Genomic DNA, 19968 nt, shown 5'->3' with positions numbered 1-19968 from the left:
ATTCGTATGAAAAGGATAAAGAGATGATTACGAGCCTACTTTTGTTAGTTACATCTTCGTTCGTTTACCAAATTCCAGAAAATCCTGTCGAATATGCCGTGAAAATAATCCTCGACGGCTATTTGCCGATATTGGGGGGGATAGAAAACAAAATAAAAGTAGATTTAGGCTTGGAGATCAGACCGAACGAAGCGAAAGAGGATAAACTTCAGGTGCAATATTCTTTGAAATCGTTCGATTTGGCATTGAAAGACGGGGAATCCGATAATTTCGTCTCTATGAAACTTCCTTTCGAAGATGTGAAGGAATATTTTCCCGATTCCAAAGTAACCTATACGAAACAGGGAAAAATATTAGCAACAACAGCACCGGATGCGAATATGCCCGTACAGCTTCCGGGTTTGCATTCTCAGCATCTCCCCGATATAACCTTTTTGCTTTTGCAATTTCCGGAAAAGGAGATTATAGAAAACGAAAAGTGGACTTATACGCGAAAGTTCGGAGATTCGGATGTGCGTTACGAGGTCGTTTACAAAGGCAAGGAGGAAAAGGGTGAGCGCTTCGATGTCGAACTTTCGCAAAGTTACGAGACCTTAGAAGACTTGAATAACAACCCGGTTTCTGCGCGAGAGAAGGCGGAATATCTCGTAAAAACGACAGTCAAAGGGAGCGGGGTCGTGTACTTTTCTGGGCTTTCAGGCGTAATATCTTATGCGGAAATTCGCGCAGAAGCGAACTCCTCGGTGGAGTCTCTAAAAGGAGCTTCAGAAAAGCCGAGAAAGTTGATAACGACGTTCGTATTGGAAAAGAAAACTCGTAAAATGTTTTGACAGAATTGTGCGTTCCCAAGCAGAGTTTGGGAACGAGAGAAAAAAATTAAAAGAGAACAAACAGCGAAGTAGAAGGTGAGAAAATGAAACAAATAAAAAAATACGTTCCTGTAATTTTATTTGCAATTGCATCGCTTGCATTCACATTTCAAGAAATTCTCTTGCGGCGTGAACTCAAAGAAAACACCAAAGAGAGTTATCAATTCGACCTCTCCGGTTCGCAAATGATTTCCATGCCTTCAGCCGGTGTGGTGGATATGCCGATGAAATTCACTTCAGGGATGAAAATGCGATTCGAACTGGGAAATGTGGATAAAGAAAAAAAAGAAGCAGATGTTCGGATGGTTATCTCGGATTTGAAATTCGACGTCGAAGGAATGCCCCCACCACCTATGGGAGATGTGCCGAAGGAGATAGAAATCAAAGGGAAGTTGGATGAACGCAATCGTATCAAAGGGATAGATTTCAAAAGTTTTCCTGCCGAGTATCAAATGATGTCGGGCGTGAGTTCCAACATAGGGTTTTGGATGATCGAGTTTCCCGAAAAACCCGTGAAAGAAGGCGATAGTTGGGAAATCAAATATCCGTATCCGCTTGCGCCGAATAAGGAAATTACTCTGAAAGCGACCTTTAAAGGAGATAAAGACTACAAAGACAAATCCGTGCATTGGATTACCATCGAGGGAGAGGTGATCATGCAAGGTGACATAGCGGAAATTTTCAAGGACAATCCCCAAGCAGCGATGGTTGGCAAGATGCTCGTGGATGCGAAATATCAACTTACAGGGGAAACTCTTATCGAGAAAACTTCCGGAAAAGTTCTTCATGCAGAGTACAACATGAAAGGAAAACAGAAAATGGACATGGTGGACATGAATCAAACGATGGAGATGAACGGGGATTTCAAAGCAATCGTCACGTATCTGGAAGAAAAATGATTGCGCTGCCTTGGATTACAGGTGTGGGGCTCGGTCTCACACCTTTTCTTTTATCTCCTATCGACGCGGCATTCCAAGGGCATGATATCCACCCGAAGCCACCAGAGAATACCCTTCTTTATCGGATACGCGGGAGTGTTTTTCGTCGTTATTTGGGGGGGGTAAAAGCGAAAGAAGTGACGTCAGCGACTCTTTTGGGAAACTTTATCGTAAAGCCTTTAGGAGAGAATGAAGTCGAGGGTTTCTCGAAGGATTTGTCGCTAACGGAAGAAGGTAAACCATTGCCGAAAGGAGAGTCTATTCTCGGTTGGGGGGGCAAATGGCGCGTGAGTTATGCGGATGGTTCTTGGTTTTATACGTTCAATGGCAAGCCCCGAATCCCTCATTTTCTCAACTTGCCGCTTTTTCCTTTGGCTTGGGCGTGGACGAAGAACGCAGAAAAACTGAAAGTGGGGACGAGCATCGAAGTACCTTTCGATTTCCCGGTACAAACGTTTTTAGAAGACGACCCGGTAGGCAGTATCCCGGTTCGTTTCGTTTACATTTTCGATGGCGAAGACCACACCGTCCCCTTTCCCGCGTTTCGATTTAGAATCGCTACGAATCTTGACTTCGACCACCTCGTGCAGCACCCCGAAGCGAAGGGTCTATCTTTGCGGGGAAGGATAAGCGTCGTAGGGACGTTGATTTTGGAGAGGAAGACTGGAATTGTCGAAAAATCCGAGGTCACCTGGAACGGGCATCTTATGTTATCGGGACCCGAATATCCCTTCGGATTTTCGAAAGCGGAGTTTTCTTCGACGGTTTCCTTTCAGAGAGAAAAAACGTAATATTAAACGGTAAAACAATCTTTGATGGCGAAGACTACAGAAACGAAGGATTTAAAGGCGTTAGAAAAAAGAGCGAAGGAACTTCGCGACCTCATCAATTATCACAATTACCTCTACTATGTTTTGGACTCGCCAGAAGTTTCCGATGAACAGTGGGATGCGTGGTTCGCCGAACTAAAACGAATCGAAGAAGAACATCCGGAACTAATAACGCCAGATTCTCCTACCCAAAGAGTCGGAGCAAAACCGAGCGAAAAATTCGAAAGCCATCGGCATATTGTTCCGATGTTGAGTTTGGACAACGCTTTCAATGAAAAGGAATTCGAAGCCTTTTATAAAAGGGTTACTCGTGCGCTCGGAGTTCCCGAAAATACCAAGTTAGAATTTTCGGGGGAGTTGAAATTCGATGGTCTTTCGCTTTCGCTTACTTATGTGGAGGGAGTTTTGCAAACCGCAGCGACACGTGGGGACGGTGAAGTCGGAGAAAACATAACACCGAATGCGCGCACGATAAACACGATTCCTCTTCGCTTGCTGACAGAGGCACCAGGCACGATCGAGGTGAGAGGCGAAGTCATCCTCGATAAAAAAGAATTCGAACGAATCAATAAAGAAAGAATAGAAAGAGGCGAACCCCCTTTTGCAAATCCGAGGAATGCCGCTTCCGGCTCTTGCCGTCAGTTAGACCCGAGAATTACGGCATCGCGCAAGCTCTCTTTTTGGGCGTGGGGAATCGGCGCTACGGGGGGGCTGAAGTTTTCGACGCAGTGGGAACTTTATAACTGGTTGAAGAAGGCTGGATTCCGTGTCAGCGAGTTTACCCGAATATTGAAAGGGCTCGATGAGTGTTTGAAATTTATAGAAGAATGGGAGAAGAAAAGAGAAAATTTGAATTACGAATGCGATGGGCTCGTTTTCAAAATCAACGATTGGGATTTGCAGAATCGTTTAGGATACACATCTCGCGGACCGCGTTGGGCAATAGCCTATAAATTTGCATCGAAGCAAGCCACGACGAAACTCAAGGAAATAATTTGGCAGGTGGGTAGAACGGGAGTGCTTACACCCGTTGCCATATTAGAACCCGTTCGCGTGAGCGGAGTTATCGTAAAGCGGGCGACTTTGCATAATTACGACGAATTGCTGCGGCGCGATGTGCGTCCAGGCGATACCGTAATCGTACAAAGGGCAGGAGAGGTGATTCCAGAAGTTGTCGGTCCTGTTTCGAAATCGGGGCATCGAGGAAGCATTCCAAAACCTCCTGAAAAATGCCCGGTGTGCAAAACGAAACTGACGAAGAGAAAAGCCGGTGAAGTTGCTTTACGTTGTCCTAACAAAAATTGCCCTGCGCAAAATTCCGAGCGTATTATCCACTTCGTCTCTCGAAACGGGATGGACATCGAAGGGTTGGGCGCAAAGCATATTTTGCGTTTTATGGATTTGGGATATATTCAAGATGCGGCAGACATTTATCACTTGAAAGAATACAAAGACGAATTGATGGAATTGGAGGGGATGGGAGAAAAGAGTGTTTCGAATCTTTTGAACGCAATAGAAGCATCGAAGAAAAGACCTTTGAATCGTTTTTTATTCGCGCTGGGAATTCCTTACGTAGGTGAAGCAGCGGCGTTCGATATCGCGAAGCATTTTAAAACTCTCGATCGCATAAAGAAAGCCACTTACGAAGACTTCTTAGAAGTACGGGATATCGGACCGAACACTGCGAAAGAATTAGTCGAATTTTTCAAAAGCGAAGAAACCAAGCGTCTTTTGAAGAGATTAGAGGAAGCGGGGGTGAAGCCGCAACCCATCGCTGCAGAGGAAGAAACGAAAACTCCGTTTTCTGGAAAAACTGTTGTCTTTACAGGCAAGTTGGAAACGATGACGCGAGAAGATGCTGAAGCTTTGGTGCGAAGGCTCGGCGGACGCGCGAGCAGCAGTGTAAGCAAAGAAACGGATTTGGTCGTTGCCGGACCAGGCGCTGGGTCGAAACTGGACAATGCTAAAAAATACGGTGTGAAAATCATTGATGAAAAAGAATTTCTCAAGATGCTCGAAGAAAGCGGTGTTCGAAAGTGATTTTCGTTCCCGACGAAGAATTGGATGTAGGTTTGTGTGTTTGTAGTGGACAAGTGTTTCGCTTTCGCAGAGTCGAAGACGGATGGATCGGGATAGACGGTTCGAGCATTATTCGAGCGAGAAAAGTTAAAAAAGGCTGGGAGTTAGAATCTTTTCCGGATAGGAATGCGGCGTATCGTTTTTTTCAACTCCATCGAAGCTCAGCGGAAATCGCAGAAAAAATAATTCGCATCGCACCGGAACTCAAACCGTATGTCGAATCGCATCGAGGTTTGCGCGTATTGCGTCCCGAGCGAGCGGATGAGACACTTTTTACCTTTCTATGCACGCCGAATAACAACATCAAACGCATCATGGGATTGGTCGCTAAACTCGCAGAATATGGCGAGGAAATAGAAAATGGAACAGAGTGGTTTGCCTTTCCGACTGCGGAAAGAATTGCAGAAATTCCAGAAAGCGAACTGCGCGCCAAAGCATTCGGATATCGTGGACGAGTTTTGCCATTGGTTGCGAAAAAACTTTTGCAAAAACCACGGAATTGGTTGGAAGGTTTGAAAAGTGTTCCTTACGAAGAAGCGAAAGCATCGTTATGTGAATTCGAAGGGGTGGGACAGAAGGTGGCGGATTGTGTGTGCTTGATTGGTTTAGGACATGAACGTGCCGTTCCAGTAGATACGCATCTATGGAATCGTGCAACCGAACTTTATTTTCCCGAATGGAAGGGGAAAAGCCTCACCGAGAGACGCTACAATGCGATTGGCGAACTGTTTCGTGAGCGATTCGGAGATTTGGCAGGGTGGGCGCATCAATATTTGTTTTATGATAGAATGCTTGCGTTTCGCACTCGAAACAGAGGTGTAGTTGCTCGCATCGGATGTTGATGAGTTTATGATGATTTCTGTTTTTTGTTGTTTATTCGCATTCGGGCTGACTCCGTCCTCTGGGCAATCTTCGCTTCTTTGCGAACTCGAAAATTCGCATGTTACGGAAAGCAGCGGAGTGGCCGCATCTCATCGAATGCGAGGGATTTATTGGACCCATAACGATAGCGGCGACGGACCGAACTTGTACGCATTCGACGAAAATGGAAAGGATTTGGGAACATACACCTTGCAGAATGCAAAGGCGATAGATTGGGAGGATATGGCGAGTGCAAAAATCGGAGGAGTTCCCTATTTGTATATCGCCGATGTCGGAGATAACGCGAGAATTCGAAAAGAAATAGTTGTATATCGAGTTCGCGAACCCGAGGCGAAACCTGGGATTCACACGATAAGAGAATTCGACACATATACATTGAAATATCCCGATGAGGCGCATGATTGCGAAGCGTTAATCGTGTCTCCGAAGGAAGAATTGATATTAATTACAAAAGAAAGGGCTGGTCAACCTGGTGTTTATATGGCTTCTCTAAAGGATTCGAAACATTCTTATACTCTGGAAAAACTCGGTGAATTGAAAATGGACAACGCGGTGCGAGCGAACCGTTTAGTTACAGGTGCGGACATGAGCCCGGATGGACAATTTGTCGTTGTTCGTACTTATTTCGTGGCATATCTTTACGACAATTCGAAAGGACGCTGGTTCGAGAAAGCGCCTCGATTGCTACGAATTCCTTTCGAGAGACAAGGTGAGGGAATATGCTTCGATGTTTTTAACAAGAAGAGGTTGCTGACGACGAGTGAGGGCAAACCATGTCGGGTTTCGGTTATCCCGTTGCTTTTGAAGTGAATTTACCGCTCTTTTGAGATTGCCGAAGCCTGTTTTATTGTCCTTTTTCTTCCGTGCTTTTAGGTTCAGCGCCGAGGCTTTCGGCTAAAGAACGGATGTCGCCGATATCGCCTTCTTCTACTTCTTCTGCTTCCTCGGGTAACTCTTTTTCCTGCATGCTTGCGAGAGCAGAGATTGCAGTTTTCGCCCATACGGGTTCGCGCGTCGTTTTTACTTGAATGTTGCGATAAGCAGGGAAGCCACTACCGGCGGGAATCAACCGACCGATAATCACGTTTTCTTTGAGTCCGACCAATTCATCGGTTTTGCCTTTCACGGATGCTTCTGTCAAAACGCGCACCGTTTTCTGTGCGGATGCAGCGGAAAGGAAGGAATCCGTCGTGAGAGCCGCTTCGGTGATGCCTTGAATGACGGGATCTGCCGTTGCAAGTCTCGGAGTGCGTCGCACGAATTCGCCCGTGATTGGATCTTCTGCCTCGATCTGTTCACCTGCATCGATCATCGCTTGAATGCGCTCGTTTTCTCTACGAAGCGCGAAGCGGTCAACAATCTGCCCTGGTAGGAATTTCGAATCTCCAGCATCTCGAATCTTCACTTTGCGCAGCATTTGTCGGCAGATGATTTCGAGATGACGGTCGTTGATATTCACACCGTTCGATTTATAGAGAGACTGCAATTCTTTTATGAGATATTCCTGTACCGCGCGGATGCCGCGAAATTCGAGCAAACCATTCAATTCCATCGGTCCTTGCGTGAGCGGATCGCCCGGTTTCACGATGTCTCCTTCTTTGATGAGCAAGATTCTGCGTTTCGGAAGAAGCAAAATTTCGAGAACTTTAACTTTTTCGATTCCGAGCTTCGCGAGGCGTTCAATCGCGGATTTCGTGAGTTCAGTGCCTGGCTGAAAGAGAACTTCTTTCGTTTCCGGATGTCGGATTTCTTCTGCAATCGGTTTTCCAGGAAGTTCTTCTGAATCTATGGGAAGTTCTCCTTTGATGACTACCCATCGTCCGAGTGCGCCACTTTCGATTTTTATCACTTCACCGCCGTATCGAGAAATCACGGCTTCGCCTTTCGGGGCACGACGTGCTTCGAGGAGACGTTCGACGAACGGGATTCCTACGTAGTGGTAAAGCGAATGTTCTACTAATTCTCGTGCCAATTGGCGGTTCGCCGTACTTACGCGGGGGGGCTGATCCGTCTTTTTCGCTTTTGATTTAGCGCCTTTTGCGGGTTTTTCTTCGCCGTTCTTTTCTTTCCCCATGAGTCCTTCGATCACGCTTTTTTGTTCACTCACGAAATCGGGCCAAGTTTCCAAAGCGGATTCATCACGCACGATGTCGGCTTTCATTTCTTGGTGAAGCGTTCCGTACATTCGTCCGGCTTGGGTGTATCCAGTGAGAACCGTTCCGAGAGCGACGCCACCGTGGTGGAACGTTCTCATCGTTAACTGGCTCAGTGGCTCGCTCATCGTTTCCGCTGCAATGACTCCGACTGCGAGCCCTTTTTCTGCCAATCTCGATGTTGATAGGTCCCATCCGTAGCATTTGCTGCAGATTCCTTTCTCGAGGTCGCATGTGAGAGGACTGCGGATAGTAACTTGCAATTCGCCATGTTCGCCGATTCGGAATCCGGCTTTGCGATAGGTGTTTTCTAAAGTACTTATGACTTTTTTCGGGTCTTCAGCAGTTTTCGCTTCAGAGCGCGCTTTATAGTATGTTTCGCTAATTTGTTCCAATATGTCGGCGGTCTTGTCATCGATAACTTCATTGGCTGCGACTATCTTTTTCTTCTCTTTATTGCGTGGGTCGTAAATGTCTTCTACTGCTGTTCTGCCTCGCACTCTTTCTCTAAGGGTTTCGATGACGTCGTTGTCGCTTTCGATTCGAGATACGTATACACCGGATGTCGTTCCACAATCTTCTGCGTTGATAACGACATCGTGAGAGACGTCTACCAATCTTCTTGCAATAAAGCCGGAGTAACCCATAAGAAGGGCTGTGTCGGTTACGCCTTTTCGAGTACCGAACATCGAGACGAAGTATTCGAAAACGCGCGAACCGGCGAGAAGCCCGTTTCCACCGACGATATCGGTAATCGGCTGGTTGAAGTTGTTGCGGAACATTCCACGCGTCGCCATTAACTGCACGAGTTGTTCTTTCGAACCTCGTGCACCGGATTCGACCATCATGCGCAATGGGTTGAACTGACCCATTTCGTTGATAATGCTTTCACTCAAATCTCCGAAAGTGTCTCCCCAGATATTCATGAGGTTACGGTCGCGTTCGTTGCGTGCGATACCGCCGAGTTCGTATCTGTTACGAACGACGCGTGTTTCTTTTTGGCTGTCACCGATTTTCTTTTCGATGAGTTCGCCCAATCGAGAAGCAGCCCGAGACCTCGCGTAAGTTTCGGAATAATGGGTGGGCATAACTCCCTGTCTCCATTCTTTAGCCATAGTGGCGATGAGAGAGCGGTCGGATGTAGGAGCAGAGAGGGGGTCAACGTCGGCGACGGTGATTGTAAAGCCATAACGCGTTGCCCATTCGAAACCGAGTTCTTTTATACGGTCGAGCATTTCGACGACGGCTTGTGAGTCGAGTTTTTCTTTTGCTTCTGTGATCAAGCGGGTGATATTGCGTTTGGACATCTCCACGTTAATCCAATCGTCGTGATATTTCAGAGGGAATGGAAGGATTTCGTGGAAAATCATTTGTCCGGGTGTCATTTCGCGAATGACGGTTTCGTATTCTTGTGTGCCGTCTTCTTTTGGAGGACCAACAGGTCGAGTCAATCGAACGAAAACAGGTGCATTGAGAGGAATGCGTACCGAAATATCCGGATGCGTGGCGAGAGAAATTGCTTCTTCTGGTGAAGAATACGTTCTGGGTGGAGGATTTTGTGTCGGATTTTTGCGATGGGCTTCGAGCGCGGCATGAAACTTTTCTTTTGCTTCTCGATGAACCAAAGTAAGTCCGTAACAACCCAACACGATGTCTTGCATCGGAGTCATCGTGGGTTGCCCGTTTGCCGGGCTGAAAAGGTTGTTAGAACTCAGCATGAGGATGCGCGCTTCTGCTTGAGCCGCAACACTAAGAGGAACGTGCACTGCCATTTGGTCGCCATCGAAGTCAGCGTTATAGGGGGGGCAGACCAAAGGATGAATTTGGATCGCTTTTCCATCTACGAGCACGGGTTCGAAGGCTTGGATTCCGAAACGGTGCAAAGTAGGAGCGCGGTTGAGCAGTACGGGATAATCTTTGATGACTTTTTCCAATGCGTCCCAAACTTCGGGATGCATTCTATCAATCATTCGCTTTGCAGTTTTGATGTTCGGTGTTAGTTTTTCTTCCACCAATGTGCGCATGACATAAGGCTTGAAGAGCTCGAGTGCCATTTCTTTGGGAATGCCGCATTGGTGAAGTTTCAGATGTGGACCGACGACGATGACAGCGCGCCCAGAATAGTCAACTCGTTTTCCGAGAAGGTTTTTGCGAAATCTTCCTTCTTTGCCTTTGAGCATATCGCTCAAGGATTTGAGCGGACGGTTGTTGCTCCCCACGACGGGGCGGGAGCGACGACCGTTATCAATAAGTGCATCTACGGCTTCCTGGAGAAGGCGTTTTTCGTGATTGATAATCGATTCAGGTGCACGGATTTCTTGTATTTTTCTAAGTCGGTTGTTTCGGTTGATGATGCGGCGATAAAGGTCGTTCAAGTCTGAGGTTGCGAAGCGTCCGCCGTCGAGTTGCACCATGGGTCGCAATTCCGGAGAAATAACGGGAAGATTTTCCAAAACCATCCATTCGGGTTTGGCTTTCGAATGGAGGAATGCTTCTACGATTTCGAGTCGCTTGATTGCGCGAGCACGCTTCGGACCAGTCGTTGTGAGGATGATATGTTTGAGTTCTTTTGCAAGCGGTTCGAGAGCCACGCGACTGAGAAGTTCCTTAACTGCTGCAGCGCCGATTTCAGCTCTTAGCATGTTAGAGAAATTCCGACCGAGACGGCGTGTCACTGCCTGAAGCATTCGAACGACGGCTCGATATTTGTCTTCCTCGATGAGCATATTCGGCTCGAGTTTGTATAGCACTTCGAGCGCGACGTCCATCTCTTTGATGCGGTCGTTTGCGTCTCTTTGTTCTGCTTTGATGCGGTCGTTGACTGCTTTCGTGCGTTCTCGGATAGTCGCTTCGTCGTATTCGTCTTTGTTTTCCTCGAGTTCTCGTGCTAATTCCTCGCGGATTTCATGCTCGAGTTCCTCGGCTTGTTGTTGTATTGCGAGTTTTTCGTCTTCTACTGCTTTTTCGATTTCATCGCGCGCTGCGTCGAGGCTTTCACGGTCTATTTCAATCACGATGAAACTGCCGAAGTAAACGACTTTTTCCAAATCGCGCGGAGAAAGGTTGAGTAAAAGCGCGATGGGAGACGGAACACTTTTGAGATACCAAATGTGACACACCGGAGCGGCTAATTCGATATGTCCCATTCGCTCGCGGCGAACACGAGAGCGTGTTACTTCGACTCCGCATCTTTCGCAGACGATTCCTTTGTATTTGACTTTCTTGTAACGTCCGCAGTGGCACTCCCAGTCTTTGACGGGACCGAAGATACGCTCACAGAAAAGACCGTCACGTTCTGGTTTGAACGTGCGATAGTTAATCGTCTCCGGTTTTTTGACTTCGCCGTGAGACCATGCGACGATGTCTTCCGGACTTGCGATGCTTAAACGAATTTTGTCGAATATAGATACATCAGGCATAGTTTGTTTGACCTTTTTGTTTCTTTTTGCGAAGGCAATAGAAGGTTATTATAAAATTCATATTTTGTTTTCGTGTTATGTTTAGAAGAATCCTACGGAGCGAGCGAGTTTCATATCGTCCGCTGCAGAATATTCTTCGAGGTCTTTCAAATTGATTTCTCGATTGTTCTTATCCTCGACAGTTACTTTCAGGCCGAGGCTCCGCAGTTCATTGACGAGAATTTTGAAAGACTCTGGGATTCCTGGTTCTAAAATCGTTTCTCCACGTACGATGCTTTCATAGGTTTTTACGCGGCCTATCACGTCGTCGGATTTAATCGTGATGATTTCTTGGAGAGTGTTGGCTGCGCCATACGCTTCGAGAGCCCACACTTCCATTTCTCCGAATCGTTGTCCGCCGAATTGGGCTTTTCCGCCCAATGGTTGCTGGGTTACGAGCGAATAAGGACCGATGCTTCGTGCGTGAATTTTTTCTTCAGCGAGATGTTCGAGTTTGAACATGTACATAACGCCGACAGCGACCGGGAATTCGAACAATTCTCCCGTAGCTCCATCGCGGAGCAAACTTTTGCCGGTTCGCTCATCAATACCCGCACGCACCCAAACGTTGTGTCGGATTCGTTCGAGGATGGAACGGTACACGCTTTCAGGCGCTTTGTACGGTGGTTCCTTTTCGATTTCTTCCGAAGACATCTCCGGTTCAGGATTCATTTGCGTTACGCTTATTACCGGCTCGGCTGCAACTATGCTCGAGATTTCTTCGAGTCTTCGTTTTCCTAATTTTCGAAGAGCGTTTTCGATTTCTTCGAACATTTCCTCCACCGAAGCGTTACGACGGAATTTCAAATTGAGTTTGAGTTCTGAATTCACGTATGCTTGCAGAACGTTTTGTCGGTAGCTTTCTGCGACATGTTTCAGTTCTTCGAGTACATGTCGCGGGGATGCTCCTTCGAATGCTGGTGCAAGAAAACGAATTCCGAATTCTTTTCCAACGAGCCCTAAAAGGGCTTCGAGCATTTGCCCTGCATTCAAACGGCTCGGAACGCCGAGAGGATTGAGAACGATATCCACCGGAGTGCCATCTTGCAAGAAGGGCATATCTTCTTCGGGAACGATTTTGCTGATGACTCCTTTATTTCCATGCCGACCAGCCATTTTGTCGCCTACTGTGAGTTTTCGTTTTTGAGCGACATACACTTGAACCGTCATATTCGTGCCGGCTGGAAGTTCGTCACCAGGGATTTGTTCGAGTTCCCCCCCGGTTACTTCGCTTACCATGCTTTCTCGTTTCTTTGCTTCGTAGAAGATTTTTCCGGTTTCTTTACAGCGGTATTTATAGCGGCTGAATACTTTCACATCTACGACAGTTCCTTGTTCTCCGTGTGGTAGGCGTAAGGAAACGTCACGAGTCTCTTCGGCTTTCTTTCCGAAGATTGCGATGATCAATCTTTCCTCTGCAGTCAGTTCGACCTGACCTTTCGGTTGGACTTTGCCTACGAGAATATCGAGAGGACGTACTTCTGCGCCGATTCTGACGATTCCACTTTCGTCTAAATCCTTGAGTGCTTCTTCCCCCACATTGGGAATGTCTCTCGTGATTTCTTCAGGTCCTAATTTCGTATCTACCGCTTCTACATCGTGGCGTTCAATATGAATCGAAGTAAATACGTCTTCTTTGACCAACCGTTCCGAAACGACGATAGCGTCTTCGAAGTTGTAGCCACGCCACGGCATGAAGGCGACTACGAGATTCTTTCCGAGAGCCAATTCACCGTTGTCGCAAGTCGGTCCATCGGCGATAGGTTGATTCGCGAATACTTTTTGGCCAGGAATTACGATAGGTCTTTGTGTAAAGCATGTGGATTTGTTAGATTGGCGTCCGTGTTCTAATAAATAGGAATCTACTTCGCCGTTTTCCGTTCGGATTCGGATTTCGCGAGCAGTGACGGATTCAACGATTCCGTTACGAAGTGCATGGACGGATGCACCGCTGTCTCTTGCGATTCTTGTTTCGTATCCCGTTCCTACGATAGGTGCTTCCGAGCGCAGAAGGGGAACTGCTTGTCTTTGCATGTTTGCGCCCATCAACGCACGAGCACCGTCGTCATGATTGAGGAAGGGGATGCAAGAGGCAGCGACGGATACGATTACCGGGGAGGCATCCATAAGTTCCACTTCGTCTCGGGGAACTTCGGGGAATTCTCCTTTGTATCTCACCATTACGTATTCGTCTTTGAATGCACCCTTGGAATCGAGGGGAGCATCTGGGGGGGCGACTTTCTTATCGTCTTCGTCTCCTGCTACGAGATAAATGATTTCATTCGTAACCCTTCCGTTCTTCACGACTCGGAACGGAGCATACAAAAACCCGTCATCGTCTACTTTTGCGTAGACCGTGAGCTGTTTCATCAATCCGACGTTCGGACCTTCTGGAGTCTCGATCGGGCAAATTCGTCCATATTCGCTGAGCTGCACTTCGCGTTGAGCGTCCACGACACCCGCGCGAGTAGACCCGGGGGGGCGCTTTTCGGGAAGGGTCGAAAGACGTCGCTTGTTCGAAAGAGCGCTCAATGGATTCGTTTGGTCCATGAACGTGCTGAGGTGACTGCTGGCGAAGAAACTTTTTATGCTCGCCGTTACAGGCTTCACGCTCAGGATAATTCCTGGCAGGAGATTCTCTGGTTCTGTGCTCGTCATTCTTTCGCGCGCGACTTTCTCCATTCGCGCTAATCCGACGCGCATTTGATTCAGAAGTAATTCCCCGATGGATTTAATTCGTTTGTTTTTCAAATGGTCGATGTCGTCTCCACTTGCTTCACCATCGAGAAGTTTCGTAAGGTGAATGACCATTTGGACTAAATCTTCGATGGTGACGTGGCGAACGTCGTCGCTGATGTCCAAATGAAGGCGACGATTCATCTGGTGGCGACCGACGCGTCCGAGATCATAGTTTCTCGGATCTAAGAAGAGCGCATAGATTTGTGCTTTTGCATTCTCTTCGTCTTGAGTTTCACCCGGTCGTAGTTTGCGATGAACATCCCGAAGGGCACTACGAACGTTATCTGTCGTGTCGTGTTCTAAGGAGGCATCGATGAAAGGATTGACTTCGAGTATTCTGAGTTTTTTTAGTTTCAAACTCTCGATTTTTTTAGCGGTATCGAAATCTATTTTTCCTAACTTCGTAATAACGAGTTCGCTCCCGTCTGTTATTTCTTCGAGGGTTCGTTTACCGACGATTTCTTCGGCAGTGGGGTTTTTAATTTCGTGAGTTTTTCCGAAGGTGAGCAAGATGTTTTCGTTCGTGTTCGTGCGAGCGTAGCACCTTACTGTGAGATTTCTGGCGGCTTTCGGCAAGTTTTCTATGAGTTCTTCGGTGATAAAGGTGTCTGTGTCGGCGAGTATCTCTCCGGTTTGCGGATGGACGAGCGGCTCGGCGAGATAGCGATGAATCGCTTCTTCGATGGGTTTGGTAATGGGTTGTTTCGTTTGCTCGAAGGCAGAGAAAACTTTGAGGAGTTGGGTTATCGGGATTTTCTTACTTTGGTTTAGCGGCACCCAGAGGACAAAATTCGGCTCGGATTCCGAAATTTCCATCCATTTGCCTTGGTTCGGCAGCACTTCCGCTCTGAGTGGAAGGCGGTGCATAAGAACGTGTCGAAGTTCCCACTTCGTGGCTTGCTGAGGTTCGTCGAAGAAATACACCCCAGGGCTTCTACCGAGCTGGGAGACGATGACCCGCTCTCTTCCATTAATAATAAAAGTGCCGGCGTCAGTCATTAAAGGCAAATCGCCGAGGTACACCTCCGATTCGATGACCTCTCGATCTTTGCCTCCTAAGCGAACCTGTACTTTGATAGGCGCTTCGAACGTGACGTCTCGCGCTCTACACTCGTCTACGGTATACTTTGGCTCTCCGAGGTAGAAGTCTACGAACTCTATGAAGTTCGAGCCGGTAAAATCGTATATCGGCGAAAAACTTTTTAGAAGTTCGGGAAGACCCTGTTCAAGTAGATTTTTGTACGAGTTGAGTTGAAGTTCGATTAGATTGGGAATTTCTAAGACATGCTCGGTATTTGCCGAAGCCTGTCGGACAACCTTCATTAATACCTCCGCGGTGCAATGACAAACTACCAGCCTACCCCTTGAGTGGAAGTGTTGTCAAGGGGTTATCTAAATTTTTTTATTTTTTATGGGTTACGAATGAATGAACAGCTGGATTGGGTCATAAGTGGCGAGGGGAGATAGCCATCGGGAAGGTTTAACCAGCCAGAGGAAGGTTGTCTGCTTGTCTATAAATAAGGTCAGGCAAAAGCAGGTTGCCTCGCCCAAAATTGCCATAATCTGATGATGATGAAGGTTTGGGCTACTTTGGGGGTGATTTTGCTCAATGGGGTTTTGCTCAACGGAGGAGCTGCCTTTGCAAAGCAATCGGCGGCGGAGCAGAATTGGGGACCCTCGATTCGGGTTCATCTAAAAAGCCTCGGGACGGCGAAAGAGGTTTTCCTTTCATCGAAGGAGGGATTCGAAATTTACGATGGGGAGACTGGTGAGACCCTTGCGCGATGCGAGAATGGAAAGCAAGAAAGGGTTAGCTTCGATGGAGGGAGGTTGAAAATCGGGGAAGACTCGACGAAATCGGAACGCAAACTTTATTCCATGGTAGATATACGCGCTAAGAACGAAATTATAGAAGTTCGCGCTTCTTCGATAAAACGAAATTATAGGGGAGGGATTCGAGTCGTAGTAATGGGAGATTCCCTGCAAGTCATTAACGAGTTGCCTGTGGAATTGTATTTGCGAGGTGTCGTTCCTTGTGAAATGCCATTTACTTGGTCTAAAGAAGCGTTGAAGGCGCAGGCGGTCGCCGCACGAACCTTTGCCTATAGCCGGATGATCCACGAGAGAAAAACGCCTTACGATTTGGACGACACGACGAGTTCTCAGGTGTATCGCGGTTACGACGTAGAAAAAGAAAGCACGAACGAGGCGATATCGGAGACGGCGCATCTGGTATTGATCCATCAAGGCAAGCCGATTTCGGCTTTGTATTGCGCAGATTGTGGGGGGGTAACGGAATCTGCTTCGGAAGTTTTTTCTAGCGACGTTCCCTATTTAGTTAGTGTGCTCGATGCAGACGTAAACGGAAATCCTTTCAATGCGGTTTCGAAATACGATAGTTGGAGTTTATTATTGGGGGATAAGGAATTGTTATCCTTGCTCGAGAAAAGACAAGTTGCAATCGGTATGGTGCGAGAAATCGTTATCGTTCAGCGTTCTTCGTCCGGGAGGGTGAAAGAGATGCTTTTGCGAGGAGAAAAGGGGGAACAGACTTTAAGGGGTGTAGATTTCAGAAACCTTATGGGTGTGAACAAGTTACGGAGTACGCTGTTCGAAGTGAATCGAGTCGAAGATGGGTGGCAATTCGAGGGCAAGGGATGGGGGCATGGCGTAGGGATGTGCCAGGTGGGCGCTCAAAGCCGAGCGATGGCGGGCTATGATTTCGCGGAAATTTTGTCTGCTTACTATCGAGGGGCGGAGTTGAAACAAGCAGAAGTCGCACTCTTCGAGCCGCTATCTCGCCGCAAGATTAGTCGAACTCAGAATCGAGATAAAAGATTGCCGAAGAAGGGAGGATAAGGTAGTATCGAGTCGTACTCGTGATGCTATCTCGTTCTCTGATACTTTTAGTAAGCAGTCGTCCGTGGTTCGAACGTTTTATACGGAATAGCAGAATCACCCAGCCAGTTGTTCGAAGATTCATCGCGGGAAACAAACGCGAAGACGCAATTCGAAGTGCGGAGGAGTTGGTAAAAAAAGGATTCACGGCTTCTCTGGATTATTTGGGGGAGCATACAACGCGACACGAAGAGGCGGAGGCGGCGTTTCAGGAATATATGCATCTGGTAGAGGATATCGCTCGTTCTCCGTATGGGGGGGGAAGTGCACCTGAAAAAATCAATGTGTCGGTGAAATTATCGCAGTTGGGACACGATTTCGAAGAGGCGGAGACGAAGAGGCGTCTGATTACTCTTTTGGACGTCGCTGCTCGTAACGGGAATTTCATTCGTATAGACATGGAATCGAGCCCGACAGTAGAACGAACGCTGAGATTAGTGCGTGAGGTATGGCCCGAGAGAAAGAATGTGGGGGTGGTTTTGCAGGCGATGCTTCATCGAACAAAACAAGACATCGAAGAGATGATAGGAATGGGGATACGTGTGCGTTTGGTAAAGGGTGCTTACTTAGAACCTCCCGAGGTTGCACTGCAAAAAAAGCGGGATGTTGATGCAGCATATCTGGAATATGCAAAGAAATTGCTTTCGAAAGGGAATTTTCCAGCGATTGCGACGCACGATGAACGAATTATCGAGCAGGTTATCGGATATTGCGCGAAGAACAATATCGGGAAAGAGAAGTTCGAATTTCAGATGTTATTCGGAGTGAAAAGGAAATTGCAGGCAGAGTTGGTCGAGAAGGGATATAACTTACGGATTTATATTCCTTACGGAATGAGTTGGTATCCGTATTTCGTTCGGCGTTTGGCGGAGAGACCTGCGAATTTGTGGTTTTTTATAAGAAGTTTGTTCGGGAAATAGTATTCCTGGTGTCGGGTTAGGGGTCCGGTAGAAGTAGAAGTGTCGGTTAGGAGTTCGATTGAAGTAGAAGCCTCAACTGCAGGAGCAGTTGAGGCATTACAAGCAGTTGAGGCTTACAAATCGCGCTTTACGGCGCTCCTACAGGTTTTATTCGCGCCTTACGGTGCTCCTACGGTTTATTTATAAATAAATTTCCAGGATGCGTTGTCGAGTTCGATTGCAGATTGAAAGGAAAGAATCGAGAAGACGCTATACCAACTCACTCGTGCCTTAATTTCACGTGTAAGCGGTTCGATGAATCGGTTTATGTCTGACGTTATGCTTACCTGAGTCGTGTTATCGCTCGATGTGGTCGTGGATAGGGATACGAGTTGGTATTTTTGGGTTTCATAGTTGTAGAGTTCTATTGTCTGTACGAGAGGCTTGAAGCTTTTCGATTCTACGAAGAATTGCAGTTCTGTTAATGTCTTCGTGCTCGGAGGGGGGGCAACGGAGAAGACTTCGATTTGCGCATCTCCGGCAGCCCTTCCCAGCATTGTTTGAAAAATCATATAAGAGTCATCGCTAAATTGAATATCTGTAAGCGTGCCGTTGACGAGTTTTCCTGCTTTCAAATCGAATGATTTCGGAATGACAGGATCTTGGTATGGGCGTATGCGGTAAATTTCTCCGGTCTCGAAACGCAGAAGATATAAATATCCATCGTTTCCGATGGTCATATCCACGATGATTCCCCAATTGTCTCCGACTTTATTCAGGTTTCTTTCCTCAGAGTTGTCAGCGACTTTATCGGCGAGTGCTCCACCGAGAACGAAACCGTTTCGATTCGTATTGACCTCGAAGAGATAAAGTCCTCCATAGTTGAATTCACCGATTAGGACATTTCCGCGCTCTTGCGGAGAGAATTTATAACTATCTAAAAAAACGAGTTGTGTGACACCTATGGGTTGAAGCCATGAAAACACAGGGTCATCGTAATACGCATTCGGCAGATAGACGAGGTCATTTGCATCGTAATCCGTATAATTGTTTTCTGCATATTTCGAAGCCCGAACATCGGGTCCGCAGATTTTTAGCCAACCTCCATTGAATCCGGAACCTATGATATCGACTTCATCATATTGGTCAGGACCATTGTCTGTTGCCCATATTCTTCCAGTATAAGGGTCAGTCGCGATGCCGAAGCAATTTCGCAGACCATATGTGTAAAGACTTTGAATTTGAGGATTACTGTTATTGTAAAAAGGATTATCCCGAGGAATTTCTCCCGTGAAAGAGATTCTATATATCCCACCTACTCCAGCGACATCCGTTTCGCTCGTGTTCATTTCGATTCGTGGGTTTTCGAATCCTCCTCGCAAAAAATCTCCATGGGTGATATAAAGATGTCCGTCCTTCCCGACGGTGAGTTTTCCACCGTCATGTGTCGGTCCATTTTTTTGATCGGGGTCGTAAGGGAAAGTTATTAGTGTATTTAGGAAATTTAATTTTTCGCCGTCCCATGAGAAAGTTTCTACGCGATTGTCGATCCAATTTCCTCCGTCTTTGCCGATTTGGTCGTTTTTCGAATAAAAGAGCGCTACGACACCATTGGTTATGAAATTCGGATGCAGAGCGATTCCCAGTAATCCTTGCTCTGCGTTGTTGGAAACATCGAGGTCGAGGGCTATCGTTTTATTGCCTTCTTTCAGATGAATGACTCGTCCAGTGTGAATTTCGAGCACGAGGAATTCTTCTTCACCTATGCAAGCGAACGAAGTAGGGAAAATGAATCCGGAGAAATAGGGCTCGTAATAATAATCGTTTAAATATAAATTTTGCGAGAATGCGTTTCCTGCGAAGATAGTAACGCAAAGAAAGACAGATACTCTAACCATACTTGTCTCCTTAAAAATAACACTAAGGAATTGTTATTCCTCAAAAAGCATAATCGGACGTTCAGTTTGAACTTATATCGGCTGATCATATTCATTTCTATATCCGCAATCATGCGAGGTTTTCTATTGATACACGAAACGCCAAGTAGCCTCGTCTACGAATATCTCCGAAGGCGGTGAGGTGGCGGTGGCGATGCGTGTCCACGTTATTCGTGCGCGAATCTCTCTATCCGAAGATTGAATGAATCTTTCTATATTCGAAGTGATGACCGCATCGGTAACTTTATCGTTAGCACCTGCAGTTCCGCTCGAAACGGCTTCCCAG

General features: G+C 46.9%; 12 protein-coding genes. 8 read left to right on the top strand and 4 right to left on the bottom strand.

Going from position 1 to position 19968, the window contains the following annotated elements:
* Positions 1-23 precede the first annotated feature (23 nt).
* From VNK96_06690 to VNK96_06665, 6 genes are all read left to right on the top strand, one after another.
* Complete coding sequence (locus VNK96_06690) at positions 24-830, top strand: hypothetical protein (GenBank protein ID HWP31393.1); 807 nt, start codon at positions 24-26, stop codon at positions 828-830.
* 83 nt (positions 831-913) lie between these two features.
* Entirely contained in the window at positions 914-1768 is an 855-nt protein-coding gene (locus tag VNK96_06685; protein HWP31392.1) for a hypothetical protein, read from the top strand.
* Positions 1765-2598 (top strand): hypothetical protein, encoded by an 834-nt coding sequence (locus VNK96_06680; GenBank protein HWP31391.1) that lies wholly within the window; start codon positions 1765-1767, stop codon positions 2596-2598. The genes VNK96_06685 and VNK96_06680 overlap by 4 nt, the downstream gene beginning before the upstream one ends.
* Before the next feature lie 24 nt (positions 2599-2622).
* Complete coding sequence (gene ligA / locus VNK96_06675; GenBank protein ID HWP31390.1) at positions 2623-4677, top strand: NAD-dependent DNA ligase LigA; 2055 nt, start codon at positions 2623-2625, stop codon at positions 4675-4677.
* Positions 4674-5558 (top strand): DNA glycosylase, encoded by an 885-nt coding sequence (locus tag VNK96_06670; GenBank protein ID HWP31389.1) that lies wholly within the window; start codon positions 4674-4676, stop codon positions 5556-5558. The genes ligA and VNK96_06670 overlap by 4 nt, the downstream gene beginning before the upstream one ends.
* Positions 5559-5565: 7 nt before the next feature.
* Positions 5566-6408: a hypothetical protein gene (locus tag VNK96_06665; GenBank protein HWP31388.1), complete on the top strand. Its 843-nt coding sequence runs from the start codon at positions 5566-5568 to the stop codon at positions 6406-6408.
* Positions 6409-6442: 34 nt separating this feature from the next.
* Here the strand turns inward: VNK96_06665 and VNK96_06660 are convergent, their stop codons facing one another.
* Positions 6443-11170 carry a DNA-directed RNA polymerase subunit beta' gene (locus tag VNK96_06660; GenBank protein HWP31387.1) on the bottom strand — a complete coding sequence of 1576 codons (4728 nt, stop codon included), beginning with the start codon at positions 11168-11170 and terminating at the stop codon, positions 6443-6445.
* Between the two features lie 81 nt (positions 11171-11251).
* On the bottom strand, positions 11252-15271 hold the full coding sequence (gene rpoB, locus VNK96_06655) for a DNA-directed RNA polymerase subunit beta (GenBank protein HWP31386.1): 4020 nt from the start codon (positions 15269-15271) through the stop codon (positions 11252-11254).
* Between the two features lie 246 nt (positions 15272-15517).
* Between rpoB and VNK96_06650 the strand changes: the two genes are divergently transcribed.
* A complete protein-coding gene (locus tag VNK96_06650; GenBank protein HWP31385.1) occupies positions 15518-16807 on the top strand; it encodes a SpoIID/LytB domain-containing protein in 1290 nt (429 codons plus the stop codon).
* A gap of 23 nt (positions 16808-16830) precedes the next feature.
* Entirely contained in the window at positions 16831-17766 is a 936-nt protein-coding gene (locus VNK96_06645; protein HWP31384.1) for a proline dehydrogenase family protein, read from the top strand.
* Positions 17767-17942: 176 nt separating this feature from the next.
* On the opposite strand, the gene VNK96_06640 is transcribed toward VNK96_06645, so the two are convergent.
* Both VNK96_06640 and VNK96_06635 read right to left on the bottom strand, forming a co-directional pair.
* Positions 17943-19643 carry a PQQ-dependent sugar dehydrogenase gene (locus tag VNK96_06640; GenBank protein ID HWP31383.1) on the bottom strand — a complete coding sequence of 567 codons (1701 nt, stop codon included), beginning with the start codon at positions 19641-19643 and terminating at the stop codon, positions 17943-17945.
* Positions 19644-19766: 123 nt separating this feature from the next.
* Positions 19767-19968: hypothetical protein (locus tag VNK96_06635; GenBank protein ID HWP31382.1), on the bottom strand; the 202-nt coding region annotated here is incomplete at its 5' end.

It is taken from the genome of Fimbriimonadales bacterium (assembly GCA_035559795.1).
Taxonomy (GTDB): Bacteria; Armatimonadota; Fimbriimonadia; order Fimbriimonadales; family ATM1; genus DATMAR01.
This window is presented reverse-complemented; position numbering and strand designations above follow the sequence as displayed.

What these genes read in the sequence shown, in the direction of transcription:
- VNK96_06685 (HWP31392.1), top strand. Translation starts at nt 914, where the DNA reads ATGAAACAAATAAAAAAATACGTTCCTGTAATTTTATTTGCAATTGCA.
- VNK96_06680 (HWP31391.1), top strand. Translation starts at nt 1,765, where the DNA reads ATGATTGCGCTGCCTTGGATTACAGGTGTGGGGCTCGGTCTCACACCT.
- VNK96_06645 (HWP31384.1), top strand. Translation starts at nt 16,831, where the DNA reads ATGCTATCTCGTTCTCTGATACTTTTAGTAAGCAGTCGTCCGTGGTTC.
- VNK96_06665 (HWP31388.1), top strand. Translation starts at nt 5,566, where the DNA reads ATGATGATTTCTGTTTTTTGTTGTTTATTCGCATTCGGGCTGACTCCG.
- rpoB (HWP31386.1), bottom strand. Translation starts at nt 15,271, where the DNA reads ATGAAGGTTGTCCGACAGGCTTCGGCAAATACCGAGCATGTCTTAGAA.
- VNK96_06650 (HWP31385.1), top strand. Translation starts at nt 15,518, where the DNA reads ATGATGAAGGTTTGGGCTACTTTGGGGGTGATTTTGCTCAATGGGGTT.
- ligA (HWP31390.1), top strand. Translation starts at nt 2,623, where the DNA reads ATGGCGAAGACTACAGAAACGAAGGATTTAAAGGCGTTAGAAAAAAGA.
- VNK96_06660 (HWP31387.1), bottom strand. Translation starts at nt 11,170, where the DNA reads ATGCCTGATGTATCTATATTCGACAAAATTCGTTTAAGCATCGCAAGT.
- VNK96_06640 (HWP31383.1), bottom strand. Translation starts at nt 19,643, where the DNA reads ATGGTTAGAGTATCTGTCTTTCTTTGCGTTACTATCTTCGCAGGAAAC.
- VNK96_06690 (HWP31393.1), top strand. Translation starts at nt 24, where the DNA reads ATGATTACGAGCCTACTTTTGTTAGTTACATCTTCGTTCGTTTACCAA.